The 23,205-nt window shown below is 38.9% G+C and carries 19 protein-coding genes; 11 read left to right on the forward strand and 8 right to left on the reverse strand.

Going from position 1 to position 23,205, the window contains the following annotated elements; all coding sequences use genetic code 11:
• Positions 1-18: 18 nt before the first annotated feature.
• From H4O18_RS10805 to H4O18_RS10825, 5 genes are all read left to right on the forward strand, one after another.
• Positions 19-1,074, forward strand: a complete 1,056-nt coding sequence (locus H4O18_RS10805; protein WP_187584390.1) for an o-succinylbenzoate synthase — start codon at positions 19-21, stop codon at positions 1,072-1,074.
• Positions 1,064-2,023 (forward strand): CPBP family intramembrane glutamic endopeptidase, encoded by a 960-nt coding sequence (locus tag H4O18_RS10810; protein ID WP_187584392.1) that lies wholly within the window; start codon positions 1,064-1,066, stop codon positions 2,021-2,023. The genes H4O18_RS10805 and H4O18_RS10810 overlap by 11 nt, the downstream gene beginning before the upstream one ends.
• The gene (locus H4O18_RS10815; RefSeq protein WP_187584563.1) at positions 2,007-3,080 is read left to right on the forward strand and encodes an AMP-binding protein; all 1,074 of its coding nucleotides are present in this window, start codon (positions 2,007-2,009) and stop codon (positions 3,078-3,080) included. The genes H4O18_RS10810 and H4O18_RS10815 overlap by 17 nt, the downstream gene beginning before the upstream one ends.
• Before the next feature lie 77 nt (positions 3,081-3,157).
• Positions 3,158-3,502: a carboxypeptidase-like regulatory domain-containing protein gene (locus H4O18_RS10820; RefSeq protein WP_187584394.1), complete on the forward strand. Its 345-nt coding sequence runs from the start codon at positions 3,158-3,160 to the stop codon at positions 3,500-3,502.
• 57 nt (positions 3,503-3,559) lie between these two features.
• The gene (locus H4O18_RS10825; RefSeq protein ID WP_187584395.1) at positions 3,560-4,903 is read left to right on the forward strand and encodes a Plug domain-containing protein; all 1,344 of its coding nucleotides are present in this window, start codon (positions 3,560-3,562) and stop codon (positions 4,901-4,903) included.
• A gap of 72 nt (positions 4,904-4,975) precedes the next feature.
• Here H4O18_RS10825 and H4O18_RS10830 read toward each other — a convergent pair whose 3' ends face one another.
• Complete coding sequence (locus H4O18_RS10830; protein ID WP_187584397.1) at positions 4,976-6,604, reverse strand: acyl-CoA carboxylase subunit beta; 1,629 nt, start codon at positions 6,602-6,604, stop codon at positions 4,976-4,978.
• 73 nt (positions 6,605-6,677) lie between these two features.
• Here H4O18_RS10830 and H4O18_RS10835 point away from each other — a divergent pair, with 73 nt between their 5' ends.
• The 3 genes from H4O18_RS10835 to ettA all read left to right on the forward strand — a co-directional run bounded on the left by H4O18_RS10835 (position 6,678) and on the right by ettA (position 9,878).
• The gene (locus tag H4O18_RS10835) at positions 6,678-7,661 is read left to right on the forward strand and encodes a Gfo/Idh/MocA family protein (protein ID WP_187584399.1); all 984 of its coding nucleotides are present in this window, start codon (positions 6,678-6,680) and stop codon (positions 7,659-7,661) included.
• A 228-nt stretch (positions 7,662-7,889) separates the two neighbouring features.
• Positions 7,890-8,072, forward strand: a complete 183-nt coding sequence (locus H4O18_RS10840) for a CAL67264 family membrane protein (RefSeq protein WP_031443882.1) — start codon at positions 7,890-7,892, stop codon at positions 8,070-8,072.
• A 114-nt stretch (positions 8,073-8,186) separates the two neighbouring features.
• Positions 8,187-9,878, forward strand: coding sequence for an energy-dependent translational throttle protein EttA (gene ettA, locus H4O18_RS10845; RefSeq protein ID WP_187584401.1), 1,692 nt, complete (start codon positions 8,187-8,189; stop codon positions 9,876-9,878).
• Between the two features lie 118 nt (positions 9,879-9,996).
• Here ettA and H4O18_RS10850 read toward each other — a convergent pair whose 3' ends face one another.
• Together H4O18_RS10850 and H4O18_RS10855 are read right to left on the reverse strand one after the other, a co-directional pair.
• A complete protein-coding gene (locus tag H4O18_RS10850; protein ID WP_187584403.1) occupies positions 9,997-10,797 on the reverse strand; it encodes an MBL fold metallo-hydrolase in 801 nt (266 codons plus the stop codon).
• 12 nt (positions 10,798-10,809) lie between these two features.
• A complete protein-coding gene (locus H4O18_RS10855) occupies positions 10,810-11,274 on the reverse strand; it encodes a GNAT family N-acetyltransferase (RefSeq protein WP_187584405.1) in 465 nt (154 codons plus the stop codon).
• A gap of 172 nt (positions 11,275-11,446) precedes the next feature.
• Here H4O18_RS10855 and H4O18_RS10860 point away from each other — a divergent pair, with 172 nt between their 5' ends.
• Positions 11,447-12,334 carry a hypothetical protein gene (locus tag H4O18_RS10860; protein WP_187584407.1) on the forward strand — a complete coding sequence of 296 codons (888 nt, stop codon included), beginning with the start codon at positions 11,447-11,449 and terminating at the stop codon, positions 12,332-12,334.
• A gap of 402 nt (positions 12,335-12,736) precedes the next feature.
• Here H4O18_RS10860 and fumC read toward each other — a convergent pair whose 3' ends face one another.
• The 3 genes from fumC to H4O18_RS10875 form a co-directional block, all read right to left on the reverse strand.
• Complete coding sequence (gene fumC, locus H4O18_RS10865; RefSeq protein ID WP_187584409.1) at positions 12,737-14,134, reverse strand: class II fumarate hydratase; 1,398 nt, start codon at positions 14,132-14,134, stop codon at positions 12,737-12,739.
• A 157-nt stretch (positions 14,135-14,291) separates the two neighbouring features.
• Positions 14,292-14,705, reverse strand: coding sequence for a thiol-disulfide oxidoreductase DCC family protein (locus H4O18_RS10870; protein ID WP_187584411.1), 414 nt, complete (start codon positions 14,703-14,705; stop codon positions 14,292-14,294).
• A 25-nt stretch (positions 14,706-14,730) separates the two neighbouring features.
• Complete coding sequence (locus H4O18_RS10875; protein WP_187584413.1) at positions 14,731-16,902, reverse strand: endonuclease MutS2; 2,172 nt, start codon at positions 16,900-16,902, stop codon at positions 14,731-14,733.
• 242 nt (positions 16,903-17,144) lie between these two features.
• On the opposite strand from H4O18_RS10875, the gene H4O18_RS10880 reads away from it, so the two are divergent.
• Both H4O18_RS10880 and H4O18_RS10885 read left to right on the forward strand, forming a co-directional pair.
• On the forward strand, positions 17,145-18,194 hold the full coding sequence (locus H4O18_RS10880; protein WP_187584415.1) for a DUF6340 family protein: 1,050 nt from the start codon (positions 17,145-17,147) through the stop codon (positions 18,192-18,194).
• A 314-nt stretch (positions 18,195-18,508) separates the two neighbouring features.
• Positions 18,509-19,558, forward strand: coding sequence for a DUF6340 family protein (locus H4O18_RS10885; protein WP_187584417.1), 1,050 nt, complete (start codon positions 18,509-18,511; stop codon positions 19,556-19,558).
• Between the two features lie 76 nt (positions 19,559-19,634).
• On the opposite strand, the gene H4O18_RS10890 is transcribed toward H4O18_RS10885, so the two are convergent.
• The gene (locus H4O18_RS10890) at positions 19,635-21,455 is read right to left on the reverse strand and encodes an ABC transporter ATP-binding protein (RefSeq protein WP_187584419.1); all 1,821 of its coding nucleotides are present in this window, start codon (positions 21,453-21,455) and stop codon (positions 19,635-19,637) included.
• A complete protein-coding gene (locus tag H4O18_RS10895; protein WP_187584421.1) occupies positions 21,455-23,164 on the reverse strand; it encodes a phospho-sugar mutase in 1,710 nt (569 codons plus the stop codon). Before H4O18_RS10895 ends, H4O18_RS10890 begins: the two co-directional genes overlap by 1 nt.
• Positions 23,165-23,205 lie beyond the last annotated feature (41 nt).

Genomic DNA, 23,205 nt, shown 5'->3' on the forward strand with positions numbered 1-23,205 from the left:
AATTTGATTTTATATTTCATGAAAGCGACCTACAAAAAATACATTTTAGAATTTAAACGTCCCAGCGGTACTTCCAGGGGTATAATGACCCATAAAGAAACCTTCTTTATTATTTTGGAAAAGGATCAAAAATTCGGAATTGGGGAATGCGGTATTTTAAGGGGGCTAAGTGTTGATGATGTCCCAGACTATGAAGAAAGGCTAAAATGGACCTGCCATAATATCCATTTGGGGAAAGAAAGACTATGGAACGCTTTAATGGATTACCCGAGTATTCAGTTTGGGGTGGAGCAAGCTTTTTTATCCCTAAATTCCAAAGATCCATTTTTACTTTATCCTTCAGAATTCACGGAAAACAATCGGCCCATAGCAATCAACGGACTGATTTGGATGGGAGATGAACATTTTATGCATCAACAAATCCAACAAAAGTTGGAGGAAGGCTTCAAATGCTTAAAATTAAAAATTGGAGCAATAGATTTTGAGAAAGAAACAGCCCTTTTAGAATCCATTCGAAATAAATACAGCGAAAAGGAAATTGAACTAAGGGTCGATGCCAATGGCGCTTTTCTTGCCTCGGAGGCCATGGATAAACTGGAACGCCTTTCTCAATTTGATCTACACTCCATAGAGCAGCCTATAAAGGCTGGGAAGCCCGATGAAATGAGAAAATTGTGCTCAAATACGCCCATTCCAATTGCTTTGGACGAGGAGCTTATTGGAGTAACACATGTAACGGAAAAGGAGAATCTGCTACAAACTATAAAACCAGAATATATAATCCTAAAACCAAGTTTAATCGGTGGATTCAAGGGAAGCTTGGAGTGGATTGAAATAGCAGAAGAACGCAATATAAAATGGTGGGTTACCAGTGCATTGGAAAGTAATATTGGTCTTAACGCCATTGCCCAGTGGACCTATACATTAAATAATAACTTACCTCAGGGACTGGGTACCGGAGGTTTGTACAACAATAATTTTGACAGTCCGTTAACCGTGGAGAATGGCACTTTAAAGTACGCAAATAACAAGGTTTGGGAAACTAATTTAATACAGAGCATATATGTATATTGAACAAGGATATAAAGGAAATCACGAATCTTGGAGGTATTTGGTAGGAATTGTGATCATATTTATTGGATGGCAACTTTTAGGTTCAATTCCATTGCTTGGGGTCATCATTGTGAAGTCTCTTGGAGGAGAAACCTTTCCTACGGATGTCACTGGGATGTCCAAAATGGTAGGAAGCAACCTATTTCTATTTTTAATGTTGATTTCTTTTGTTTTTGGTCTTTTGGCAACCTTTCTTACCGTTAAATTTGTACATCGCCAAACCATAGTTTCCCTTACCACCAGCAGAAATAGGATAGATTGGAAAAGAGTTTTCTTTGCTTTCGGGCTTTGGGGATTGATTACTATTTTAATAACTGGAGTGGACATTTATATGTCCCCTGAGGATTATGTTTTCAATTTTAATGCGAAACCCTTTATTATTTTGTGCCTTATCTCAGTGTTTTTGATTCCACTCCAAACAAGTTTTGAAGAATATTTTATGCGCGGATATCTCATGCAGGGCATAGGGTTAATGGCAGGTAAAAGATGGGTGCCATTGGTAATCACCTCAATGATTTTTGGATTGTTGCATCTTTTTAATCCTGAGGTTGAAAAATTGGGGTACGGAATAATGGTCTATTATATTGGTACTGGATTTTTTCTTGGAATATTAACGCTAATGGACGAAGGATTGGAATTGGCCATAGGTTTCCATGCGGCCAATAATTTATTGACGGCCCTCTTAGTAACCGCAGATTGGACTGCCTTTCAGACCGAATCCCTTTATCGGGATATATCGGAACCTAAGTTGGGCTGGGATGTTTTTTTACCAGTTTTGGTAATATATCCCATTTTATTGATTGTATTTTCCAAAAAATATGGCTGGACCGATTGGAAGGAGCGGCTTGCTGGTGATGTGCAAAGTATTGAAACGGTACAACTAGTTGAAGAAAGTGAGTCCAATCTATAAAAATATCCATCCTAAATCCAAATTCAACGGAATCCATTACGATTTTGTGGATTTAAAGGAATTGGCATACAGCCTGGTTAAGGAAGGACAGGAGTATGAAGTTGCAGTAGGCAATTTTCTTATGGACTGGCTGGATGATTCAGATTCCGTTCAAGTTAAAACTTCAGGCTCTACTGGCGTTCCGAAAATAATTTCCTTGAAAAAGGAGCATATGGTCAACTCCGCACTTGCCACAGGAACATTTTTTAATTTGGGACCTGGGGCAAAAGCCCTTAACTGTTTGTCCTCATATTTTATTGCTGGTAAAATGATGTTGGTCCGGGGCATGGTTCTAGGGTGGGAAATGGACTTTGTTGAACCTTCCACCCATCCACTGGAATTGAACTCCCAGCATTATGATTTTGTGGCCATGGTACCTATGCAGGTCCAAAATTCAATATCTTATTTAGACCAAATCGGTACTTTAATAATAGGAGGTGCACCCATTTCATCTGAACTTAAAATAAGTTTAAGTAATGTAAACACCAGGGTTTTCGAAACTTATGGAATGACCGAAACCATTACTCATATAGCGGTAAAGGAGTTTGCCAATGATTCTAATACCAACAATTTTAAAGCATTGCCAAATGTTGTTTTCACAAAAGATGAAAGGGATTGTCTAGTAATTGAAGCTCCTAAAGTTTCGGACGATATTATAGTTACCAATGATGTGGTAAACCTTATGTCTTCTTCAGAATTCCAGTGGCTGGGCAGGTATGACAACGTCATTAATTCCGGGGGGATAAAAATAATTCCAGAGCAGTTGGAATTAAAGTTGTCGTCGTTAATAAATACAAGGTTTTTTGTCTCTGGACTCCCTGACGCCCAATTGGGCCAGAAAATGGTTTTGGTCGTCGAAGGAAATGTTGATGAGGAGCAATTACATGTGAATATCAAATCCCTAAACTCAATTTCTAAATTTGAAATTCCTAAAGAAATATTTAACGTACCAAAGTTCTTGGAGACGGGCAATGGAAAGGTAAATAGAACCGAAACTTTATTCAAATATAAGATATAGAGGATCAGGGTTTTAAATTAAAATAATTACCTAAATTCAAGAATTGAATATTACTTTCAATTTAAAAAGATTACCAGATGGTCAGGGTTTTAATCGCTATCATATTTTTTGGAGTTTTCTTTATAGGCACCTCTCAGGAAACTAAGATTACCATCAGCGGTAAGGTCACACATTTGGGCCAACCTTTGCCCAATGCCAATGTGGTCATCAAAGGTACCGCGAGTGGAACAAAAACGGATGCCAAAGGAAAATACAGTATCGAAGTGTATTCTGGAAATATACTGGCATTTTCCTATTTGGGAATGCAAACTATTGAAGTAACTGTTGATGATTATAACAATGTATTGGATATAAAGCTATCACAACATATAGAGGAATTGGATGAAGTTGTAGTAAAAAAGAGAAAGCGTAAAAGTCAATAAGAACTACTGGTAGATTACCCCACCAACACTAACTTAATTAAGTCCTCATGGGGAATTATGGACAAGGACCGGACTTCATATTCGATGCGGGTCATTGATGGTAAAAATCTAATGCCAGCAGGGACAGATTTTTTGGATGCCCTACTTGTATGGGTTCCTAACATGGTAATTGACAGGGTAACTAACCCCTTGGACCCTCGTGTTTATCTGCCGCAATATGCAAGTACAAAAGGCTCAGTCATTTTTGATGTTGACGGCTTTGTATATGAACAGGCCCCGACATTTATTTCAGTTCATGATATTGAACGTGTTGCGGTACTTACCCGTAACGGTGCATTTTCTAGATATGGTCCTAGAGGTGCTGGCGGAGTCATTATTATAAATACCAAGGAGCAGACCCGCATAGATGAACTAGGGGTAGAGAAAATCTACAATAATTCTGGATTAAGGGATAGTATTTATGATCAGTTGGCAGTAAAACGGGCATATTCTCCAGAAATTCCTGAGTATATTTTAGAATATTCGTTGGCCGATTCGGAAGAAAAAGCCTATCGATTATTTAAAAATCAAAAAACAAGGTTTAGCAACTCTCCCTATTATTTACTCGACATTTCCGAATATTTCAGGACCACTTGGGGCAATACCAAAAAATGCTTAGCAATTCTGGATACTATGGCACATCAATTTGCCCATGATGCCATGGCGCTAAAGGCATTGGCCTACAGGTATGAAAAATTAAGATTTTCGGAAAATGCCTTACAGCAATACTTGAAAGTGTTGAAGCTTAGGCCTAGGGATGCCCAGTCGCACAGGGATGTGGCTAATGCCTATGAAGATATAGGGAATTACCAAAAGGCATTACATATTTATACCCGTTATGAGCTTGCTGTTAACGACTTAGACTCTGTTCCCTTTGACAGATGCAGTACGGATGAGCTTATGAACACAGAACGGATGAATATAATAAACTTGTATAGGGAGAAGTTTATATTGGAAAGTGAGGTGGTGAAGGACAATTCTGAAAATCCAAAGACCAGGGTAGTTATAGAATGGAACAATAATGCAGCCGAATTTGAATTACAATTTATTGATCCTGAAAAGTATTATGATAGTTGGGAATATACTATTGAATCTAAGGAAGCCCAATTGTCCGCAGAAATTTTAAAAGGATACTCTAGTAAACAATTCTTTTTGGACGACGAACTAAAAGGGGAATGGGTGGTTAATATTTCTTACTTCGGAAACGGAACGCAAGACCCAACATACCTAAAAGTAACTACATTTTTTGATTATGGCACTTCGGCCCAAAGAAAGTCGATGAAAGTTTTTAAACTTACCCATACTAATGATGATGTATACCTGTTTACCATCAATACGGAGTTAAAATTATTTATTGAATAAGAATAAAAGGTACTAGGTTAGCCATAAAACAAAACATTGTCACATTAATTAATTGGTAAATTCAAACCATTCCTAAACCTGAATCACCCCCAAATTAAAAGGCTTTTTAATAGGAGCATGGTTGGCTGCCGCTATGCCCATGGAAATATATTTCCGAGTGTCCAAAGGATCTATTACAGCGTCCGTCCATAAACGGGAGGCAGCATAATAGGGCGATATTTGGTTGTCATATCGCTGTTTTATTTTATTAAAAAGTTCGTTTTCTTGAGCCTCCGTTATCTTTTCTCCTTTTTTCTTTAGCGAAGCTGTTTCTATCTGAAGTAATACTTTGGCGGCAGAATTACCGCTCATTACTGCTAATTCGGCACTGGGCCAAGCCACAATCAATCTTGGGTCATACGCTTTTCCGCACATGGCATAATTTCCAGCCCCATAACTATTGCCTATAATAATGGTGAATTTAGGAACAACCGAATTACTCACTGCATTGACCATTTTTGCACCGTCCTTTATAATTCCCCCATGCTCACTTTTACTACCCACCATAAATCCGGTAACGTCCTGTAAAAATACCAGAGGGATTTTCTTTTGGTTGCAATTGGCAATAAATCGGGTGGCCTTATCCGCAGAATCGGAATATATGACACCACCAAATTGCATTTCCCCATTTTTGGTTTTTACCACCTTGCGTTGATTTGCTACAATGCCCACAGCCCAACCGTCTATACGGGCGTATCCTGTAAGTATTGTTTTTCCATAGCCTTCCTTGTATTGTTCAAATTCGGAATTATCAACCAATCGCTTTATAATTTCCAACATATCGTATTGCTCCGTTCTTGATTTTGGGAGAATGCCATAGATGTCATCTTCCTTTTCCTTAGGTTTAATTGGAGTTATTCTATTGTACCCTGCCTTGTCATAGTCTCCTATTTTATCAACAATTTTCTTTATAGTATCCAAAGCATCTTTATCGTCTTTCGCCTTATAATCCGTAACCCCACTAATTTCACAATGAGTTGTTGCTCCCCCTAAGGTTTCATTGTCGATTAACTCCCCAATGGCAGCTTTTACCAGATAGCTACCAGCTAAAAAAATGCTTCCTGTCTTGTCCACTATCAATGCCTCATCGCTCATGATAGGGAGATAGGCCCCACCTGCAACACAACTGCCCATAACAGCGGAAATTTGAGTAATCCCCATGCTGCTCATAATGGCGTTGTTTCTAAATATTCTTCCAAAGTGTTCCTTGTCCGGGAAAATTTCGTCCTGCATGGGAAGGTATACCCCGGCACTATCTACCAGGTATATTATGGGCAAGCGGTTTTCCATGGCAATTTCCTGTGCCCTTAGGTTTTTTTTTGCAGTAATCGGAAACCAGGCACCAGCCTTAACGGTAGCATCATTGGCCACAACGATACATTGTTTGCCCTTTACATAGCCAATTTTTATAACCACGCCTCCAGACGGACATCCACCATGGGCTTCATACATTCCATCACCTACAAATGCCCCAATTTCTATAGCATCCCTTCCCTTGTCCAATAGATAATCAATACGCTCACGGGCACTTAATTTGCCTTGGGCATGTTGTTTTTCAATTCGACTTTTTCCACCACCAAGTTTTACCTTGGCAAGTCTATTTTTTAAATCTGATAGTAGTAATTTATTGTGGTCTTCGTTTTTGTTGAAGTTGATGTCCATGTTACGCTGGCTTTCTTTTGCGCAATAAAGATAAGGAGTTATATTTATTAACTTTAATTAAATCATATTCAAAATGGGACAAAAAGTGAGATGGGGAATTATTGGCTTGGGCAATATTGCCCGTAATTTTGTTAAGGACCTTGCCTTGGTAAATGAAGCTCAAATATATGCCGTCGCCTCTAGAGATATGGGCAAGGCCCAAGCATTTTCTAAGGAATACCAAGTGCCCAATGCTTTTGGGAGCTATAAAGAACTTTTCGATTGCAAGGAAGTTGATGTAGTCTATATTGCCACACCACACACCTTGCACTCAGAACTTACTATTATGGCCATGGATAACGGTAAACACGTGTTATGTGAAAAACCCATGGGTGTAAATAGGGTAGAGGTCCAAAAAATGATAGCGGCTGCGCAACGCAACAAAGTATTTTTAATGGAGGCCTTATGGAGTAGATTTAATCCTGCCATTAAAAAGGTAAAGGAGACGGTAGACTCTGGTGAAATAGGTTCATTGGCCTATTTACATGCAGATTTTGCCTTTTATGCCCTGGATAGGGATTTTGAAGGAAGGGTGTTGAATCCGAAACTTGCTGGAGGATCTTTATTGGACATCGGAATTTATCCTATTTTTTTAAGCTATTTGCTTCTTGGTAACCCGGATCAAATTTTATCTACTTCCAATTTTCACGCCAATGGTGCCGAAATACAGACTTCAATAATCTTTAAATACCCCAAGGCCCAGGCCATTTTATATTCTGGCTTTACCAGTAGATCCGAAATGAAAGCAGAAATTTCCGGGGAAAAAGGCACCATATATATTCCTGGCAGATGGCATGAGGCCCAAGGATTTACCATTGACAGAAATAATGAAAACGAAGAGATTAAGCTACCAACCACTGGAAGGGGGTATTACTATGAAATTAATGAGGTGCATGCCTGTCTTAGCCAAGGTAAATTAGAAAGTGATCTTTGGAGCCATCAAAACAGTTTGGATTTAATAACCATAATGGACACGGTGAGAAAGCAAAATGGAATAGTATTTCCTTTCGAGGAATAAAAGGTATTAAACCCCAAGGGAAAATCTGAACCCCTATTAGGAAACAATCCATGGGTAGTGGTATTAAACTAGAAACCCCGCTAAACAGGCGGGATTCGTTCGACTATCGCATTTCAATGAGCCTGCGGCTTCTGAAATACGTGTTTCACGAATAAAGTTTTTTGTATGATGATAAATTCTTGTAAAATTTACGATATTTGAGGCTCTACAAACCAAACCGATTAAAACATGGGAATGAATAAGAATACAGTGCTTGCTTGGGCAACCTTTATAATGATAATTGTAGGTCTTTCGCTAATTGCGTTGGGCGCTTTTAGATATGATGATGTAGCCGGATGGGGATTTGCCTCAGTTGGAATAGGTTTCTTCGCAATTGCTTGGGTTTTTAATGCATTAAAAGGAAGGGTATAGGGTACTATAATGGGTTAAGGTTAATCTTAAGAATAGAACAGAATACTGAAAACCCATATTGACTGACCCAACACTTCAAAATAAAATAATCAAAATTAATAATACATATATAATATGTCGGACGATAAGAAAGTGATTTTCTCCATGTCCGGGGTTACCAAAACGTACAAAACTGCCAATACCCCGGTATTAAAGAATATTTATTTAAGCTTCTTTTATGGAGCAAAGATCGGAATTCTAGGTCTTAATGGTTCCGGTAAATCTACCTTGCTAAAAATAATAGCCGGTGTGGATAAGAACTTCCAGGGAGATGTAGTTTTTTCTCCAGGGTATAAGGTTGGATATCTGGAGCAGGAACCACAATTGGATGAAAATAAAACAGTGCTGGAAGTAGTCAAGGAAGGAGTTGCCGAAACCGTTGCCATTTTGGATGAGTACAATAAGATAAATGATATGTTCGGGCTTCCCGAAGTATATGAGGATGCAGATAAGATGCAAAAACTCATGGACAAGCAAGCGGAACTACAAGACAAAATAGACGCCAGCAATGCTTGGGAGCTGGACACCAAATTGGAAATAGCAATGGATGCCTTACGCACACCAGACCCCGATAAAAAAATTGGAATACTTTCCGGCGGTGAAAGGAGACGTGTTGCGCTTTGCCGATTATTGTTGCAAGAACCTGAAATTCTTTTGTTGGATGAGCCAACGAACCATTTGGATGCAGAATCCGTTCATTGGTTGGAGCATCATCTAGCGGAGTATAAAGGAACCGTTATTGCCGTAACCCACGATAGATATTTCTTGGATAATGTGGCCGGATGGATATTGGAATTGGACAGGGGAGAAGGTATTCCGTGGAAAGGGAACTACTCTAGCTGGTTAGATCAAAAATCCAAGCGTATGGCCCAAGAAAGCAAAACAGCCTCCAAAAGACAAAAAATATTGGAGCGAGAGTTGGATTGGGTTAGACAAGGGGCAAAGGGCAGACAGACCAAACAAAAGGCCCGTTTGCAGAACTACGATAAATTAATGAGCCAGGACCAAAAACAACTGGATGAGAAACTGGAGATCTATATCCCAAACGGACCTCGATTGGGAACCAATGTTATTGAAGCCAATGGAGTAAGTAAGGCCTACGGGGATAAATTACTTTATGAAGATTTGAACTTTAAATTGCCACAAGCGGGCATAGTAGGTATAATTGGCCCCAACGGGGCAGGTAAAACCACCATTTTCCGTATGATAATGGGCGAGGAAAAACCGGACAAGGGCGAATTTGTGGTTGGAGACACAGCAAAAATTGCCTATGTAGATCAGAGTCATTCCAATATAGACCCTGAAAAAACTATCTGGCAGAATTTTAGTGATGAGCAGGAATTGATCATGATGGGAGGCAGACAGGTAAATTCCAGAGCCTATTTAAGTAGATTCAATTTTTCTGGTAGTGAGCAGAACAAGAAAGTGGATATGCTTTCCGGTGGTGAGCGTAACCGTTTGCATTTGGCCATGACCTTAAAAGAGGAAGGTAACGTACTACTTTTAGATGAGCCAACAAACGATTTGGATGTAAATACCTTAAGGGCCTTGGAAGAAGGTCTCGAAAATTTTGCCGGATGTGCGGTAGTTATTTCCCACGACAGATGGTTCCTGGATAGGGTTTGCACCCATATTTTATCGTTTGAAGGGGATTCCCAAGTATACTTCTTTGAAGGTTCTTTCTCTGAATACGAAGAAAATAAAAAGAAACGTTTAGGGGGCGATTTAATACCTAAGCGACTAAAATACAAGAAGTTAATACGTTAGTTCAGAGGATTACTAATAAAAACGCTGTTTCTATAATCGAGATGATTAAGAAACAGCGTTTTATGTTTTAAAAGGTTCTGGATTTTATGTTAACCAATATGGTTTTTCAGAACATCCATTAATAATCTTCCTTAGGATACCAATCCAATTGTACTACTTCAATATTGGAATCCTTTTCATTTACCAATTTTTTAAACTTAACAACGTCTCCAACATCTGGCTTACCCCTATAATGATAAGGATATACTTGTTTTGGCTTAAACTCAGCTACGGCATCCGCTGCACTTTCAACGGTCATTGTATAAGGAAGGTTCATACAGACAAAGGCCTTATCTATATTTTGTAGAGCGCGCATTTCAGGAATATCCTCGGTATCGCCGGAAAAATATATACGTTGATCATTTTTACTGAGCACATACCCATTGCCTCTTCCCTTGGTATGAAAATCTTTAGCTTCTTCACGTAGATTGTACATGGGTATCGCTTCGATATTAATTCCATAACGTTCTTTTGAGTCCCCATTATTCAGAATGTCCAGTTGTGGAGTAAATTCGGCTGGAATCTTATCGGCTACTGCTTGTGGTACAATTATTTTGGCCTTACCGGTATTTAAAGCCTGCAGTGTTTCCAAGCTAAAATGGTCACCATGAATGTCGGTAATCAATATAAGGTCTGGCTCCTCGACATTGGCAAAGGCATCCTTGCCTCCAACAGGATCAACGTAAATGATTGTACCATCCCAATCCAAAACTGCCGTGGCGTGTTCTATTGGTGTAATATTAAGACCTGAAGCCGTGTTTTCGGCCACAAGATTAACAACTTCCTCCATTACTGGAGCTGACTTGGATTTTTCCTTGCATCCCAGTGACAAAAAACCTGTTAGGGAAACCAAGGCAATAATATAATTTGAATACCGCATGATTAGAATATTTTAATTTATTAATAGTTCCATTTTAATGTCACTCCTGGCGTAGGGTAGATTTTTTTCAATTTCAACCTCTATAAAGCCATGTTTCTTATAAATATAGAGGGCATTTTCCAACTTGGTATTGGAGTACAAAATTAATTTCTTCCATCTCTTTTGTTTCGCAAGGTCAATAGCAAAACCTAGAAGTGTCTGACCAATTTTTAACCCCTGATAATTTGGATCTACCGCCATTTTACCCAATTCATATTCATTGGGGCCCATTTTTAGCAATGCAAAACAACCCACTAAATCATCATTGTACTGGGCAAAATAAATATATCCGCCCTTATCTATTATGTTGGCCTCACAATTTTCCAAAAGAATGGCGTCTTTTGGTTCAACATAAAAATATTTTTCCAACCATGCTACATTAAGTTCCTTAAACCTTTTGGCATAGCTGGATTTAAAGGGGACTATTTTTAAATCCATATCAGCAAAATCACCAAATTCCTAAGGTTAAGGTAAGAATTTTGGATTCTTTGTGATAAAATTTATTTTTTTTTAACTAAAAAAATCTAAAATCCAAACTTGATCGTATATAGAGTGTTACAAACAAATAATTTTAAGGCTAAAAAAAATTAAATAATTAATAATTACAATTATGACTGAAACAAAAAGTAATAATGGATTGAAGGTTATAGCAGGTTTATTAGGTGTTATTTTACTTGGTGTAATCATTTACACAGTAAGTTTATATCAAGATAAACAAAAGAACACTGCATTACTTACAAAAGAAAAAGAATTGGTTGTTGAAGACCTGACCAGTTTAAAATCAGAATACGACAAAGCTATCTTGGAAAGTAATGCTACCAACGAAGAATTGGTTTCTGCTAGAGATAACATTGCAAAATACATTGATTCTGTTAAGACTATGAAATCTGATATTGCAAGTCTTTATCGTTACAGAAAGCAAGTAGGTATTTTAACAAAAGAAAGAGAGCAATTAATAAGAAAAGTAGATTCTTTAACCAGATCTAATACTTTCTTGGCAATGCAAAGGGACAGTACTTATGTTGAATTGGAAAAACAAACAGTTTTCAACGATTCATTGGTAGTACAGAACACTCAGTTGGCAGATGTAGTTTCAAAAGGGTCAGCTTTAAATCTATCTAAATTTTCTGTTGACGCGGTTAAAGAAAGAACTAGTGGTAAACTGGTATCTACTTCTAGAGCTAAGGCTACTGACAAATTAAAAGTTTGTTTTACTGTAGCTGATAACGTAATTGCACAAGCTGGTGACAGACAATTCTTTATTGAAGTTTTAGATCCACAAGGAAATGTACTTGGAGAAAGTTTCTCTAAAACAAGTGATTCTGGAGCTTCTGTAACTTACAGTAAAGGAACCGATTTCTACTATGAGAACCGTTCTTTGGATGTATGTGATTTCATTGACAAGCCAGCTGGAGAATTCCAAAAAGGGAATTATATGGTAAATGTCTATGACAATGGTTTAAAATTATTGGGAACTTCCAAGTTTCAATTGAAATAATAGTAACACTACCCATTTAACTAAAAGGCCAATCCGTATGGATTGGCCTTTTTTATTCTAGAGGGGTGAATACCCCGAGACTTGTCTCGTTAGTAAGTGGCTAAAGTTTGAAAACGTGTTCCTTTAAAATGCTCCGTGGGCTTGCCCCGGAGAAATTTACTCGTGAGACCCGTATTTCAAAAGCCCCAAATTGGAATGCGATAGTCGAACTAACCCCGCCGATAAGGCGGGGTTTCTTGTTTAATTACCCCAATCCTTGGATCGGGACCTTAAATGGGGAGCAGTGATTGGCTTGGGATTTAATTCCCTTTATCAATTAACTAATCCAGCTAAAACAGCGGGATATATAGGTCTGATACCAGGCAACTCGCTTCGAGGATTTTTACTTATTTACTTCTGGCATTAATCCAAGGTACCTACCATATCTTCAGGTTTTACCCACTCATCGTATTCCTCTGCGCTAACATATCCCAAATTTATAGCCTCCTCCTTTAAAGTAGTCCCATTTTTATGGGCAGTATTCGCTATTTCCGCAGCCTTATAATAACCAATCTTTGTGTTTAATGCAGTAACTAACATTAAGGAGTTATTTAGAAGTTGCTTTATTACATCGTGGTTTGGTTCTATACCAACGGCACAATTCTCGTCGAAACTAACACAGGCATCGCCAATCAATTGTGCAGACTGTAAAATATTCGCCGCCATCATGGGTTTAAAAACATTCAGTTCATAATGGCCCTGTGTTCCACCTACACTTATGGCAACGTCGTTCCCCATTACTTGTGCACACACCATGGTCAAGGCTTCACATTGGGTAGGATTTACTTTTCCTGGCATAATGGAACTACCTGGTTCGTTCGCCGGAATAATAATTTCTCCAATGCCTGATCTTGGACCTGATGCCATCATTCTAATGTCATTGGCTATTTTATTAAGTGCTACAGCCAACTGTTTTAAAGCACCGTGGCTTTCTACAATGGCATCATGGGCCGCCAAGGCCTCGAATTTGTTCTCGGCTGTTTTAAAAGGTAGCCCGGTAAATCTGGCTATATATTGTGAAACCAACACATCATAGCCCTTAGGAGCATTCAAGCCAGTTCCTACCGCCGTACCGCCAAGTGCCAACTCACTTAAGTGATCTAAAGTGTTGTTCAAAGCTTTCAATCCATGGTCCAATTGGGAAACATAACCCGAAATTTCCTGTCCCAAGGTTAGGGGAGTGGCATCCATTAAATGCGTACGTCCAATTTTTACAACCTTGGCAAATTCTTTTGCCTTTTTATCCAAGGTGTTTCTTAGTTGTGTAACGCCCGGAATAGTAACTTCAATAATTTTTTTATAGGCAGCAATATGCATCCCAGTGGGGAAGGTATCATTGGACGACTGGGATTTGTTCACATCGTCATTGGGCTGAATGGTTTTTTCACCTTCACCGATTTTCTTTCCGGCAAGCTCATGGGCTCTATTGGCAATAACCTCATTTACGTTCATATTACTTTGTGTTCCCGAACCGGTCTGCCAAATCACCAAAGGAAATTGGTCATCGTGGTTTCCTTCTAAAATCTCATCACAAACCTGAGCAATACGGTCTCTTTTTTCTTCGGAAAGTACGCCTAATTCATGGTTGGCGTAGGCCGCCGCTTTTTTTAAATAGGCAAATCCATAAACTATATCCAATGGCATTGAAGCCGCTGGACCAATTTTGAAATTATTTCTTGAGCGTTCGGTCTGCGCTCCCCAGTATTTGTTGGACGGCACTTTAACCTCGCCCATGGTATCCTTTTCTATACGGTATTCCATAATTTAAATTGAGTTTATTGATAATTACAAATTTACGTTTATCTACTTAAGTAATAAAATATCCAAATTAGTTTATCGAGTGTACGCTACTTCTTCAGGACAATATGCAGCCATTAAATATCTGCACAGTCCTTAAATAATACAGGGCAGTGACGTACTATTTTTGATCCAAAAATTTTGACTTTAATTCAGCAGTGGGAATCATGCACGCTTCTTTTTTGCCATACCAGTGATATCTGTTTCTAGCCACATAGTCATATACCCAATTCCTAATCTTTTCCGGAATCCATTCCAATACGCTAGTCAATCCCCAAGCACCCCCAAAAGATTGCGCAATTTTTAGTGCAGCTGTAGATTTGGTATAGTAGGCCACTCCTGGTTCTATAAGAATAATTGAATCAACCACAGAAGTGTCTATTCCACGTTCTTGGGCTAATTTTTGCCCAATTTCGCTTTGTAAGGCAGCAAACTTAAAATCGTTACGGGTATCGTGTTTAATTACGTATTGCACGGACCTATTGCAGAGGTTACAAACCCCGTCAAATAGAATTATTTTTTTGTTTTCAATCATTTCAGTAGAGGTGCGACCCCTTTTTTTATTTTTTTCTTTCTACCAATTCCAGTTGGTCTACTCCCACATTGGTGGTAAAAATGCCATAGTTGACAATGGCCTTGTTCTTTTCCAAACTATCTATACTGCCTACAGCCTTTCCGTCTATTAAACGAACACGATCGCCCACTGTAAATATGGGGCGTGGTTTGTTTTTCTCCTTTACTTCGGCCTTCTTCTTTTCTACTTTTTTCTTTTCGCGGATTACCTCTACCTTTTTAATGACCTCTTGCTCAACTTTGGCTTTTCTTGCCTTTTGAACCTTAACTTCCTTTACAGTTTGTTTTTTGCGCTTACTGTTTTCTGTTTCAACAATACGTATTAATTCGGAAACCAAAATACGCTTCTTATTATCCTGAAAATATTTTTCTGCAGCCGTATTTACCTTGTTCCCCAAATAGATCATCCTTTGGTTGTGGTCATATAGTTCCTGATAATTTTCCAATTTGGATTTGATCTTGGAATTTAGGTCTTCCAGTTTTTGGGCTTCGGTTCTAGCCTTGGATTCTTCCTCCTGTAGCCTGGAACCGGTTTTCTCCATTTTACTGCGTTCCTTTTGAAGCTTCGCAATAGTGGCATCAAAACGGACCTTACCGCGTTCTATTTTCTTTTTAGCCTTGTTTATGAGGCTATAGGGAATACCATTCTTCTGTGCCACTTCAAAGGTAAAGGAACTACCGGCCTGTCCCAAGACCAATTGATACGTAGGTTCCAACGATTTTCCATCGAATAGCATATTGGCATTGGTAACATGCGGCAATTCGTTGGCCAAGAGTTTAAGATTGGCATAATGGGTAGTTATTACACCATAGGCACCTCGTTCGTAAAAGACCTCCAAAAAAGTCTCGGCCAGGGCACCACCCAATTCTGGGTCACTCCCGGTTCCAAATTCGTCGATTAGAAATAGGGTCTTATCGTTGCACTTCCGCAAGAAATAATTCATGTTCTTTAACCGGTAACTATAGGTACTGAGATGGTTCTCTATAGATTGGTTGTCACCGATATCGGTAAGTACATTGTCGAACAAACAAACCTTGGATCGCTCATGAACCGGAATTAATAAACCGCTTTGGAACATTACCTGTAATAGGCCTATGGTTTTTAAAGTAATACTCTTACCTCCTGCATTAGGTCCTGATATGACGATAATTCTGTTTTCTGGATGGAGGCCTATGGTTTGTGGATACGTTTTCTCCTTTTTGTATTTATTGCTCAAATACAGCAAAGGGTGGTAGGCATCTCTAAGGTAAAGCTCTCTGTTATCACTTATTTCGGGCAGTAGCGCATCCATTTCCAAGGCATATTTAGCCTTAGAAGCGGTTATATCCATATGTACCAGAAAATCCTGGTAGGAGTACAGGTCAGGGCTAAAAGGCCGTATCCTATTTGTTAAATCGTTCAGTATTTTTTGAATCTCTTCCCTTTCCTCGAATTCCAGGTTACTTAGTTCCCTACTGTACCTAAGAGTGGCTTCTGGTTCAATGTAAACAATACTACCGGTTTTGGAGGTTCCCATCACGGCCCCTTTGACCTTTTTCCTATACATGCTCTTAACGGCAAGTACCCGTCTATTGTCTACCACCGACTCCCTAATTTCATCCAACAGTTCGGAAGCGTGATAGGTGTTGAGGGCGCTGGCAAAGCTTTGATTTATCTTACCCTTGACTACTCCCATTTGAGAGCGAATGTTTTGTAGGTTGGATGAGGCATTGTCCTTTATTTCTCCAAACTTATCCAAAACGCCCTCTATATGCCGAGGAATTTCTGTGTTGAGGGAAATAGATTCCGTAACCTCAAAAAGTAAGGGATAGTATTCCTTGAATTTTATAAAAAACTTTATGTGTGTTGCAACTGTTGTACAAAGGGCACCAATTTTCTTAAAACCACCTACTTCCAAGGTGGTATTCTCAATTTTCAGGAGCTTTAGTTCAGAGTTTATGGCATCAAAATTATGGTTGGGTATCCTATTGTCATTGGAGTAGGAGGCCAGATACTCTGAAGTTTGCCCCAAAACCTTCAAAAGTTCAGTTTTAGACGCTATTGGCTCCAAACTTAGGACCTGTTCCTTTCCGAGTTCTGTGGTACAACGCCCAGCCAATTGCTGGAGTACGGTGTTGAATTCTAAATCTTGAAGCGTTTTTGAACCTATATTATTCATCTATTGTGATTTCCTTACCATAACATTTTATAACCTTCAAAGGTAAGGAATAGGAGTAATATGGGAGGTCAGTAGAACCATGTATTTACACGTAAAGTCTACCTTTTTTAGGGTAATTAGTTGTGCTGACCACGTAAAAAGTTGATGAATGTTGGTCCATGGAACAATATTTTTGGCACAGTATGTGTTTTATAGCTAGACTATTTCAATAGTTTTTAATAAAAACCATAAAAGACCTACCTATGAAAAACCTTAAATTAATCTTCGGATATATTGGTATTGGCATTTTATTGATGTCATGTAGTGCCACCAATAATTTAACCATGGGAGCTACTGAACCAGCTATTGTTCATATTCCAAATGATATTCAGAGAATTGGTATTATCAATAGAAGTTTACCTTCCGAGGGAAATAAACAACTTGATAAAATAGATCAAATATTGTCCGCCGAAGGCCTTAATTTGGATAAAAAAGGGGCAGAGGCAGCTATTACCGCCCTATCTGATGAATTAATAAGATCTGGAAGGTTTGAAGAAATATTAATTTTGGATAACGAAACAGAAATCCGAAAAGGACTGGATGTCTTTCCGGCTAGCCTGTCATGGGATGCTATAGAAGAAATTTGCGAAGCCAACGGTGTTGACGCCATCTTTTCGCTTGCATTTTACGATACCGATACCCAAGTATCCTATAAACCCTCTATGATGCAACTTCCCAACAGTTTGGGAATAAAAGTGGCGGTGCCAGCGCATGAAGTCACTTTAAACACTTTCATAAAAAATGGGTGGCGAATCTATAACCCCCAGACTAGGGAAATTGTGGACGAATTCATGTACACAGATCATCTTGTCTCAACGGGAAAGGGGATTAATCCTATCAAGGCAATAGAGGCCGTAGCCCGTAGAAATGAAACTGTTGAAGAATTCAGTAAAAATATTGGTTATGCCTATGGATCTAGGATATCCCCATACAAACATAGGATCAGCAGGGATTACTTTGTACGTGGTACCGACAATTTCGTTGTGGCCAAAAGAAGGGCACAAACTGGAGACTGGCAAGGTGCTGCCCAGCTGTGGGAAAAAGAGTTGGATAATAGAAAAGCCAAAATTGCCGGCAGGGCCTGTTATAATATGGCCATAATAAATGAAATTAATGGCGACTTGAACGCTGCAATGGATTGGGCTTCAAAATCCTATGCTGATTATGATAATAAGGATGCCCTTAGGTATTTGAATATCCTAAAGTATAGGCTCTCCCAGAATGAAGTCTTGGAGCAACAAGCGTCTAGATAAGCACATCTACCTTAGAATAGGTGTACATTTTGTTGGAATAATCCAACAAAAGAGTCCAGTATCCAGAAAATGGGAACTGGACTCTTTTTGCTTTTGGACAATGCTATCAACTACTTTATAGAATTGACGGCCTTGTTTGGAAGAGTACTAAACGCATTGCATAAATGGAGGTATTTATCCAGTTTAAAGATTAAATAGCCCCTAAATACAATGTTTTTGGGGCTATTGGACAATATTTTGCCTATAAAATGAGTTTTAGGAAGGTTATGTTAATACGCTTAATCCTTTTATCAATTCAACTTCATTTAAATAGCATGAGCAAGTTTTCTATTAGGTTTTTTGCCTCAGGCCTACTAATGATAATTATAAGTTGTAGCCCAACCAAGCAAATCGTTCTTCAGACGATTGAGCCCTCACCTGTAAATATTTCAAAAAAAATTAAGAAGATAGGCATCATCAATAGGAGCATTCTGCCAGATGTAGAAGAGGATGAAACTGGTCTTAACAGAATGGTGTCAGCTGAGGAACAATGGCTTGCCGAGCAGGGCAGGGATGCCGCTCTTACAGGGTTATTCAACGAACTTTTAAAGGATAACCGATTCCAATCTATTAAAATGCTCGATTCCGTGCAGGAAGGGCTATTGAATTTTGACACTGGAAATGATTCCATCTCCTGGGCTTCCATTGAACAAATTTGCCAGGCCCACAATGTGGATGCCATATTTTCCATGTCCTATTTTGATGCGGAGACCACAGTTTCGGTAAAGAAAACATCCATGATGCAACCTAACCTTATGAGAGTTAAGGTAAAGGTACCGGCTCAGGAGATTACCTTGGAAACACTTATAGAAAATGGCTGGAAAATTTATTATCCAAATAAGAATGAAATCATTGATGAATTTGTTTTTAATGGCCAGGTGGTCTCCAAGGGCAAAGGCACCAACCGTATAGAGGCTTATAGAGCCATAGAGGGGCGAAAGGACACCTTGGTTGAGCAGAGTAAGTCAACGGGCAGCAATTACGGCCAACGATTATTACCCTATGAAAACAATGTAGAGAGATCGTATTTTACACGAGGTAACGATAACCTGGACCTAGCTGGCAAGCTAATAGAAAATGGAGATTTAGAGGGAGCATCAGTATTGTGGGAAAAGGATGTAGAGAATTCCAATCCCCGAATTGCAGGAAGGGCCTGTTATAACATGGCAGTCATTAACGAGATCAATGGCGACTTAAAATCGGCCATGGAATGGGCAACAAAATCACATACGGATTATGACAATAAGGAAGCCCTCGAATATTTGGACGTACTTAAGAATAGGTTGACCCAAAACCAAATCTTGGAACAACAGGTTTCAAGATAACGGTATTTTTCAAGTTGCCTAACTGGTCAATCTAAAATCCAGTGGTTATAAATAGGTAAGGGATTGTTTACCTCGCTTAGAAAGATTGCATGGTAACCAACTTATTATAAACTCCATCTTTGGCCAAGAGCTGAGCATGAGATCCCTGTTCCACAATCTCTCCCTTCTGTAAAACCACTATAGTATCGGCATTTTGTATGGTGGAAAGCCTATGGGCAATTACTATTGAAGTTCTATTCTGCATCATTTTCTCCAAGGCATCCTGAACCAATCTTTCACTCTCGGTATCCAAAGCGGAAGTGGCCTCATCCAAAATCATTATAGGCGGATTTTTAAGAACGGCCCTGGCAATGGACAAGCGTTGTTTTTGTCCTCCGCTCAATTTATTCCCGCTATCACCTATGTTGGTGTCGTAACCAAGGGGCAGCTCTGAAATAAAATCGTGGGCATTGGCTATTTTGGCCGCAGCAATTATTTCTTCCTCTGTTGCATTCTCCTTGCCCAAACCAATATTGTTTTTAACGGTATCATTAAAAAGAATGGAATCCTGCGTAACCAGCCCCATTAGGCTGCGTAGCGATTTTTTGCTAAAATCCCTTATATCTATACCATCTATTGCGATATCACCTTCATTTACATCATAAAAGCGGGTCATTAAATTAGCTATTGTGCTTTTCCCACTTCCAGATTGTCCAACAAGGGCTACGGTCTTACCTTTAGGAACCTTTAAATTAAAATTTTTTAAGACGTACTCATCCTCATACTTAAAGGAAACGTTTTTAATTTCTATTCCTTGATCAAATGTAGATTTTGAAATGGCATCCTTCTTTTCTACGATAGGATTATCCGTTTCCAAAATTTCCAGTACTCGTTCGGCTGCTGAATTACCCTTTTTTACCCCAAAGGAAGCCTTACTAATGGCTTTGGCCGGGGTAAGGATGTTGTATGCCAGCCCCATGTATGCAATAAATGAGGATGCATCCAAAGTCTTATCTATCAGAACCATTTTTCCTCCGAACCAAAGTAAGACGCCAATGACCAATATCCCTAAAAATTCGCCAGTTGGTGAAGCAAGATTTTGTCTGTTCAACAACTTGTTGGAAAAGTGGAAAAACCTATTGGTGGAATTTGAAAAAGTTTTATAAAATCTAGATTCGGAATTGAAGGCCTTTATAACCCTTAAACCGCCCAGGGTTTCTTCCACAATGGATAAAAACTCCCCCTGTTCCCTTTGTACGCGATCCGATTTCTTTTTCAGGGATTTTCCAATTCTGGAAATAATCATTCCTGCTATCGGAATAAAAATAAACACGAAGAGGGTAAGCTTTGTACTTATCCCAAACATGATCAAAATAGTAAACAGGATGGTAAGGGGTTCTCTAACTATCAGTTCCAAAATGGATAGGAATGAATGTTGGATTTCCAATACATCGGAGGTAATACGGGCAATAACATCGCCCTTTCTCTTTTCAGAATAATAGGAAATAGGCAAGTCCACTATTTTGGCATACATCTTATTTCTAATGTCCTTTAATACCCCATTTCTTAAAAAGGTAATGAAATACATGGCCAGGTAATTAAAGAAATTCTTTAAAAGAAAAAGAATCAATACTAGGCCAATCACCAAGACCAAACCTCGCATTTCATCATCGCCGGAATATAGGTTGACACGATAATTGATATAATCCTGCAGATAATCCTTAAGTTCCCCAAAGCCTTCATAGACCGGTTCTACCAAAATCTTTTTTTCCGGTTTAAAAAGCACATCCAACATGGGAATTAAAGCGGCAAAAGAAAGGGCACTGAAAAGGGCGTATAGAATATTAAAAAAAATGTTTAAAAATCCGTATTTACGGTATGGTTTCGCAAAGCGAAGAATTTTCTTAAAATACTCCATTAACCTATATTCAACTCTTTAAGGATTCTTTCAATTTTAGCATCGAGTTCAGCATCTACTTTTTTATAATCGGATGCCTTCTTCAATTGGGTATTGATACTAAAGTAAAATTTAATTTTGGGTTCCGTACCACTGGGTCTGGCTGCCATTTTGGTACCATCTTCGGTAATGTATATCAATACATTGGATTTTGGGATATCTATTGGGGATACTTTACCTGTAATTACATTTTTAGAAGTTGCCGTATTGTAATCCTCTACAACAACCACTTTTGAGCCATCAATGGTTTCAACGGGATTATCCTTGAAATCGATCATCATCTGTTTAATTTCCTCAGCGCCCGACATTCCTTTCTTGGTCAAGGAAATTAATTTTTCCTTAAAGAACCCGTAATCCACATAGCAATCTATTAAATCTTTGTAGAAAGAACTGCCATTAGCCTTGGCGTTGGCCCCAATCTCACATGCCAATAGGGTAGCGGTAACCGCATCCTTGTCGCGCACAAAATCACCTACCATAAAACCAAAACTTTCCTCACCCCCTCCAATAAAAGGCTGGTTTGGAAAATCCTTGATCATTTTAGCAATCCACTTAAATCCTGTTAGGGCAGTTTTACATTCCACTCCATAGGCCTTGGCCAGCGAGTCCATCATTGGTGTAGAAACTATGGTGGAGGCAATAAACTCCTTCCCTGAAATACCTTTTTTCTTTCTTTGCTCCAATAAGAACTTGGTCATCATGATCATGGATTGGTTACCATTTAGAATTTCCATTTCTCCTTCCAAATTGCGGACGGCCACTCCTAGTCGGTCACTATCAGGATCGGTACCAATAACCATGTCCGCTCCAATTTCCTCGGCTTTTTTAATAGCCATGGATAGGGCTTCCGGTTCTTCGGGGTTAGGGGAGACTACAGTTGGAAAATTACCATCGGGTTTGGCTTGCTCCTCAATTATGGTAACATTTTTATACCCTGCCCGTTTCAATACTTCGGGGATTACAGTAATGGATGTGCCGTGTAAGGAGGTAAATACAATTTTAAAGTTGTCCTTGCCCTTGGCATTGAAGTTTCCATTTTTAACGGATGCTTCAATAAATGCTTCGTCAACCTCCTTGTCTATTAATTCTATTAAACTTTCATCTGCATTGAATTTTATATCTTCAAATGAAAGGCTATTTATTTCGCTTACAATAGCGCCGTCCTCAGGTGGTACTATTTGTCCACCGTCCGTCCAATATACTTTATAGCCATTGTATTCCGGCGGATTATGTGAAGCTGTTAAAACAATACCGGCGTGGCAATTAAGGTATTTTACGGCAAAGGATAGTTCAGGGGTGGTCCTCAATTCTGAAAAAAGGAACACCTTTATACCATTGGCAGCAAAAACTTGGGCAACTGTCCTGGCCAAAGTGTCACTATTATGCCTGCAATCATAGGCGATGACCACTTTAACCTGTTCATCCTTATAAACCTGGTTAAGGTAGTTACTAAGGCCTTGGGTACTTTTCCCCAAGGTATATTTATTGATCCTATTGGTACCGGCACCCATAATTCCGCGCATACCTCCCGTCCCAAATTCAAGGTTCTTATAAAAGCGGTCTTTTAACTCTTCGGTATTGTTGTCAATTAACTTTTGAATCTCGTTTTTGGTCTTGTCGTCGAAAAAATCGGTCAACCAGCTTTTGGCATTTTTTAGTATGGCTTCCATAGTCGTTTGGTATTATATGTTCTTAAAAATACAAAGAATAT

It is taken from the genome of Arenibacter arenosicollis (assembly GCF_014397245.1).
Classification (GTDB): Bacteria; Bacteroidota; Bacteroidia; order Flavobacteriales; family Flavobacteriaceae; genus Arenibacter; species Arenibacter arenosicollis.

Coding starts and splice junctions, on each gene's coding strand:
- H4O18_RS10805 (WP_187584390.1), top strand. CDS start 19: ATGAAAGCGACCTACAAAAAATACATTTTAGAATTTAAACGTCCCAGC.
- H4O18_RS10810 (WP_187584392.1), top strand. CDS start 1,064: ATGTATATTGAACAAGGATATAAAGGAAATCACGAATCTTGGAGGTAT.
- H4O18_RS10820 (WP_187584394.1), top strand. CDS start 3,158: ATGGTCAGGGTTTTAATCGCTATCATATTTTTTGGAGTTTTCTTTATA.
- H4O18_RS10825 (WP_187584395.1), top strand. CDS start 3,560: ATGGACAAGGACCGGACTTCATATTCGATGCGGGTCATTGATGGTAAA.
- H4O18_RS10830 (WP_187584397.1), bottom strand. CDS start 6,604: ATGGACATCAACTTCAACAAAAACGAAGACCACAATAAATTACTACTA.
- H4O18_RS10835 (WP_187584399.1), top strand. CDS start 6,678: ATGGGACAAAAAGTGAGATGGGGAATTATTGGCTTGGGCAATATTGCC.
- H4O18_RS10840 (WP_031443882.1), top strand. CDS start 7,890: ATGGGAATGAATAAGAATACAGTGCTTGCTTGGGCAACCTTTATAATG.
- ettA (WP_187584401.1), top strand. CDS start 8,187: ATGTCGGACGATAAGAAAGTGATTTTCTCCATGTCCGGGGTTACCAAA.
- H4O18_RS10850 (WP_187584403.1), bottom strand. CDS start 10,797: ATGCGGTATTCAAATTATATTATTGCCTTGGTTTCCCTAACAGGTTTT.
- H4O18_RS10855 (WP_187584405.1), bottom strand. CDS start 11,274: ATGGATTTAAAAATAGTCCCCTTTAAATCCAGCTATGCCAAAAGGTTT.
- H4O18_RS10860 (WP_187584407.1), top strand. CDS start 11,447: ATGACTGAAACAAAAAGTAATAATGGATTGAAGGTTATAGCAGGTTTA.
- fumC (WP_187584409.1), bottom strand. CDS start 14,134: ATGGAATACCGTATAGAAAAGGATACCATGGGCGAGGTTAAAGTGCCG.
- H4O18_RS10870 (WP_187584411.1), bottom strand. CDS start 14,705: ATGATTGAAAACAAAAAAATAATTCTATTTGACGGGGTTTGTAACCTC.
- H4O18_RS10875 (WP_187584413.1), bottom strand. CDS start 16,902: ATGAATAATATAGGTTCAAAAACGCTTCAAGATTTAGAATTCAACACC.
- H4O18_RS10880 (WP_187584415.1), top strand. CDS start 17,145: ATGAAAAACCTTAAATTAATCTTCGGATATATTGGTATTGGCATTTTA.
- H4O18_RS10885 (WP_187584417.1), top strand. CDS start 18,509: ATGAGCAAGTTTTCTATTAGGTTTTTTGCCTCAGGCCTACTAATGATA.
- H4O18_RS10890 (WP_187584419.1), bottom strand. CDS start 21,455: ATGGAGTATTTTAAGAAAATTCTTCGCTTTGCGAAACCATACCGTAAA.
- H4O18_RS10895 (WP_187584421.1), bottom strand. CDS start 23,164: ATGGAAGCCATACTAAAAAATGCCAAAAGCTGGTTGACCGATTTTTTC.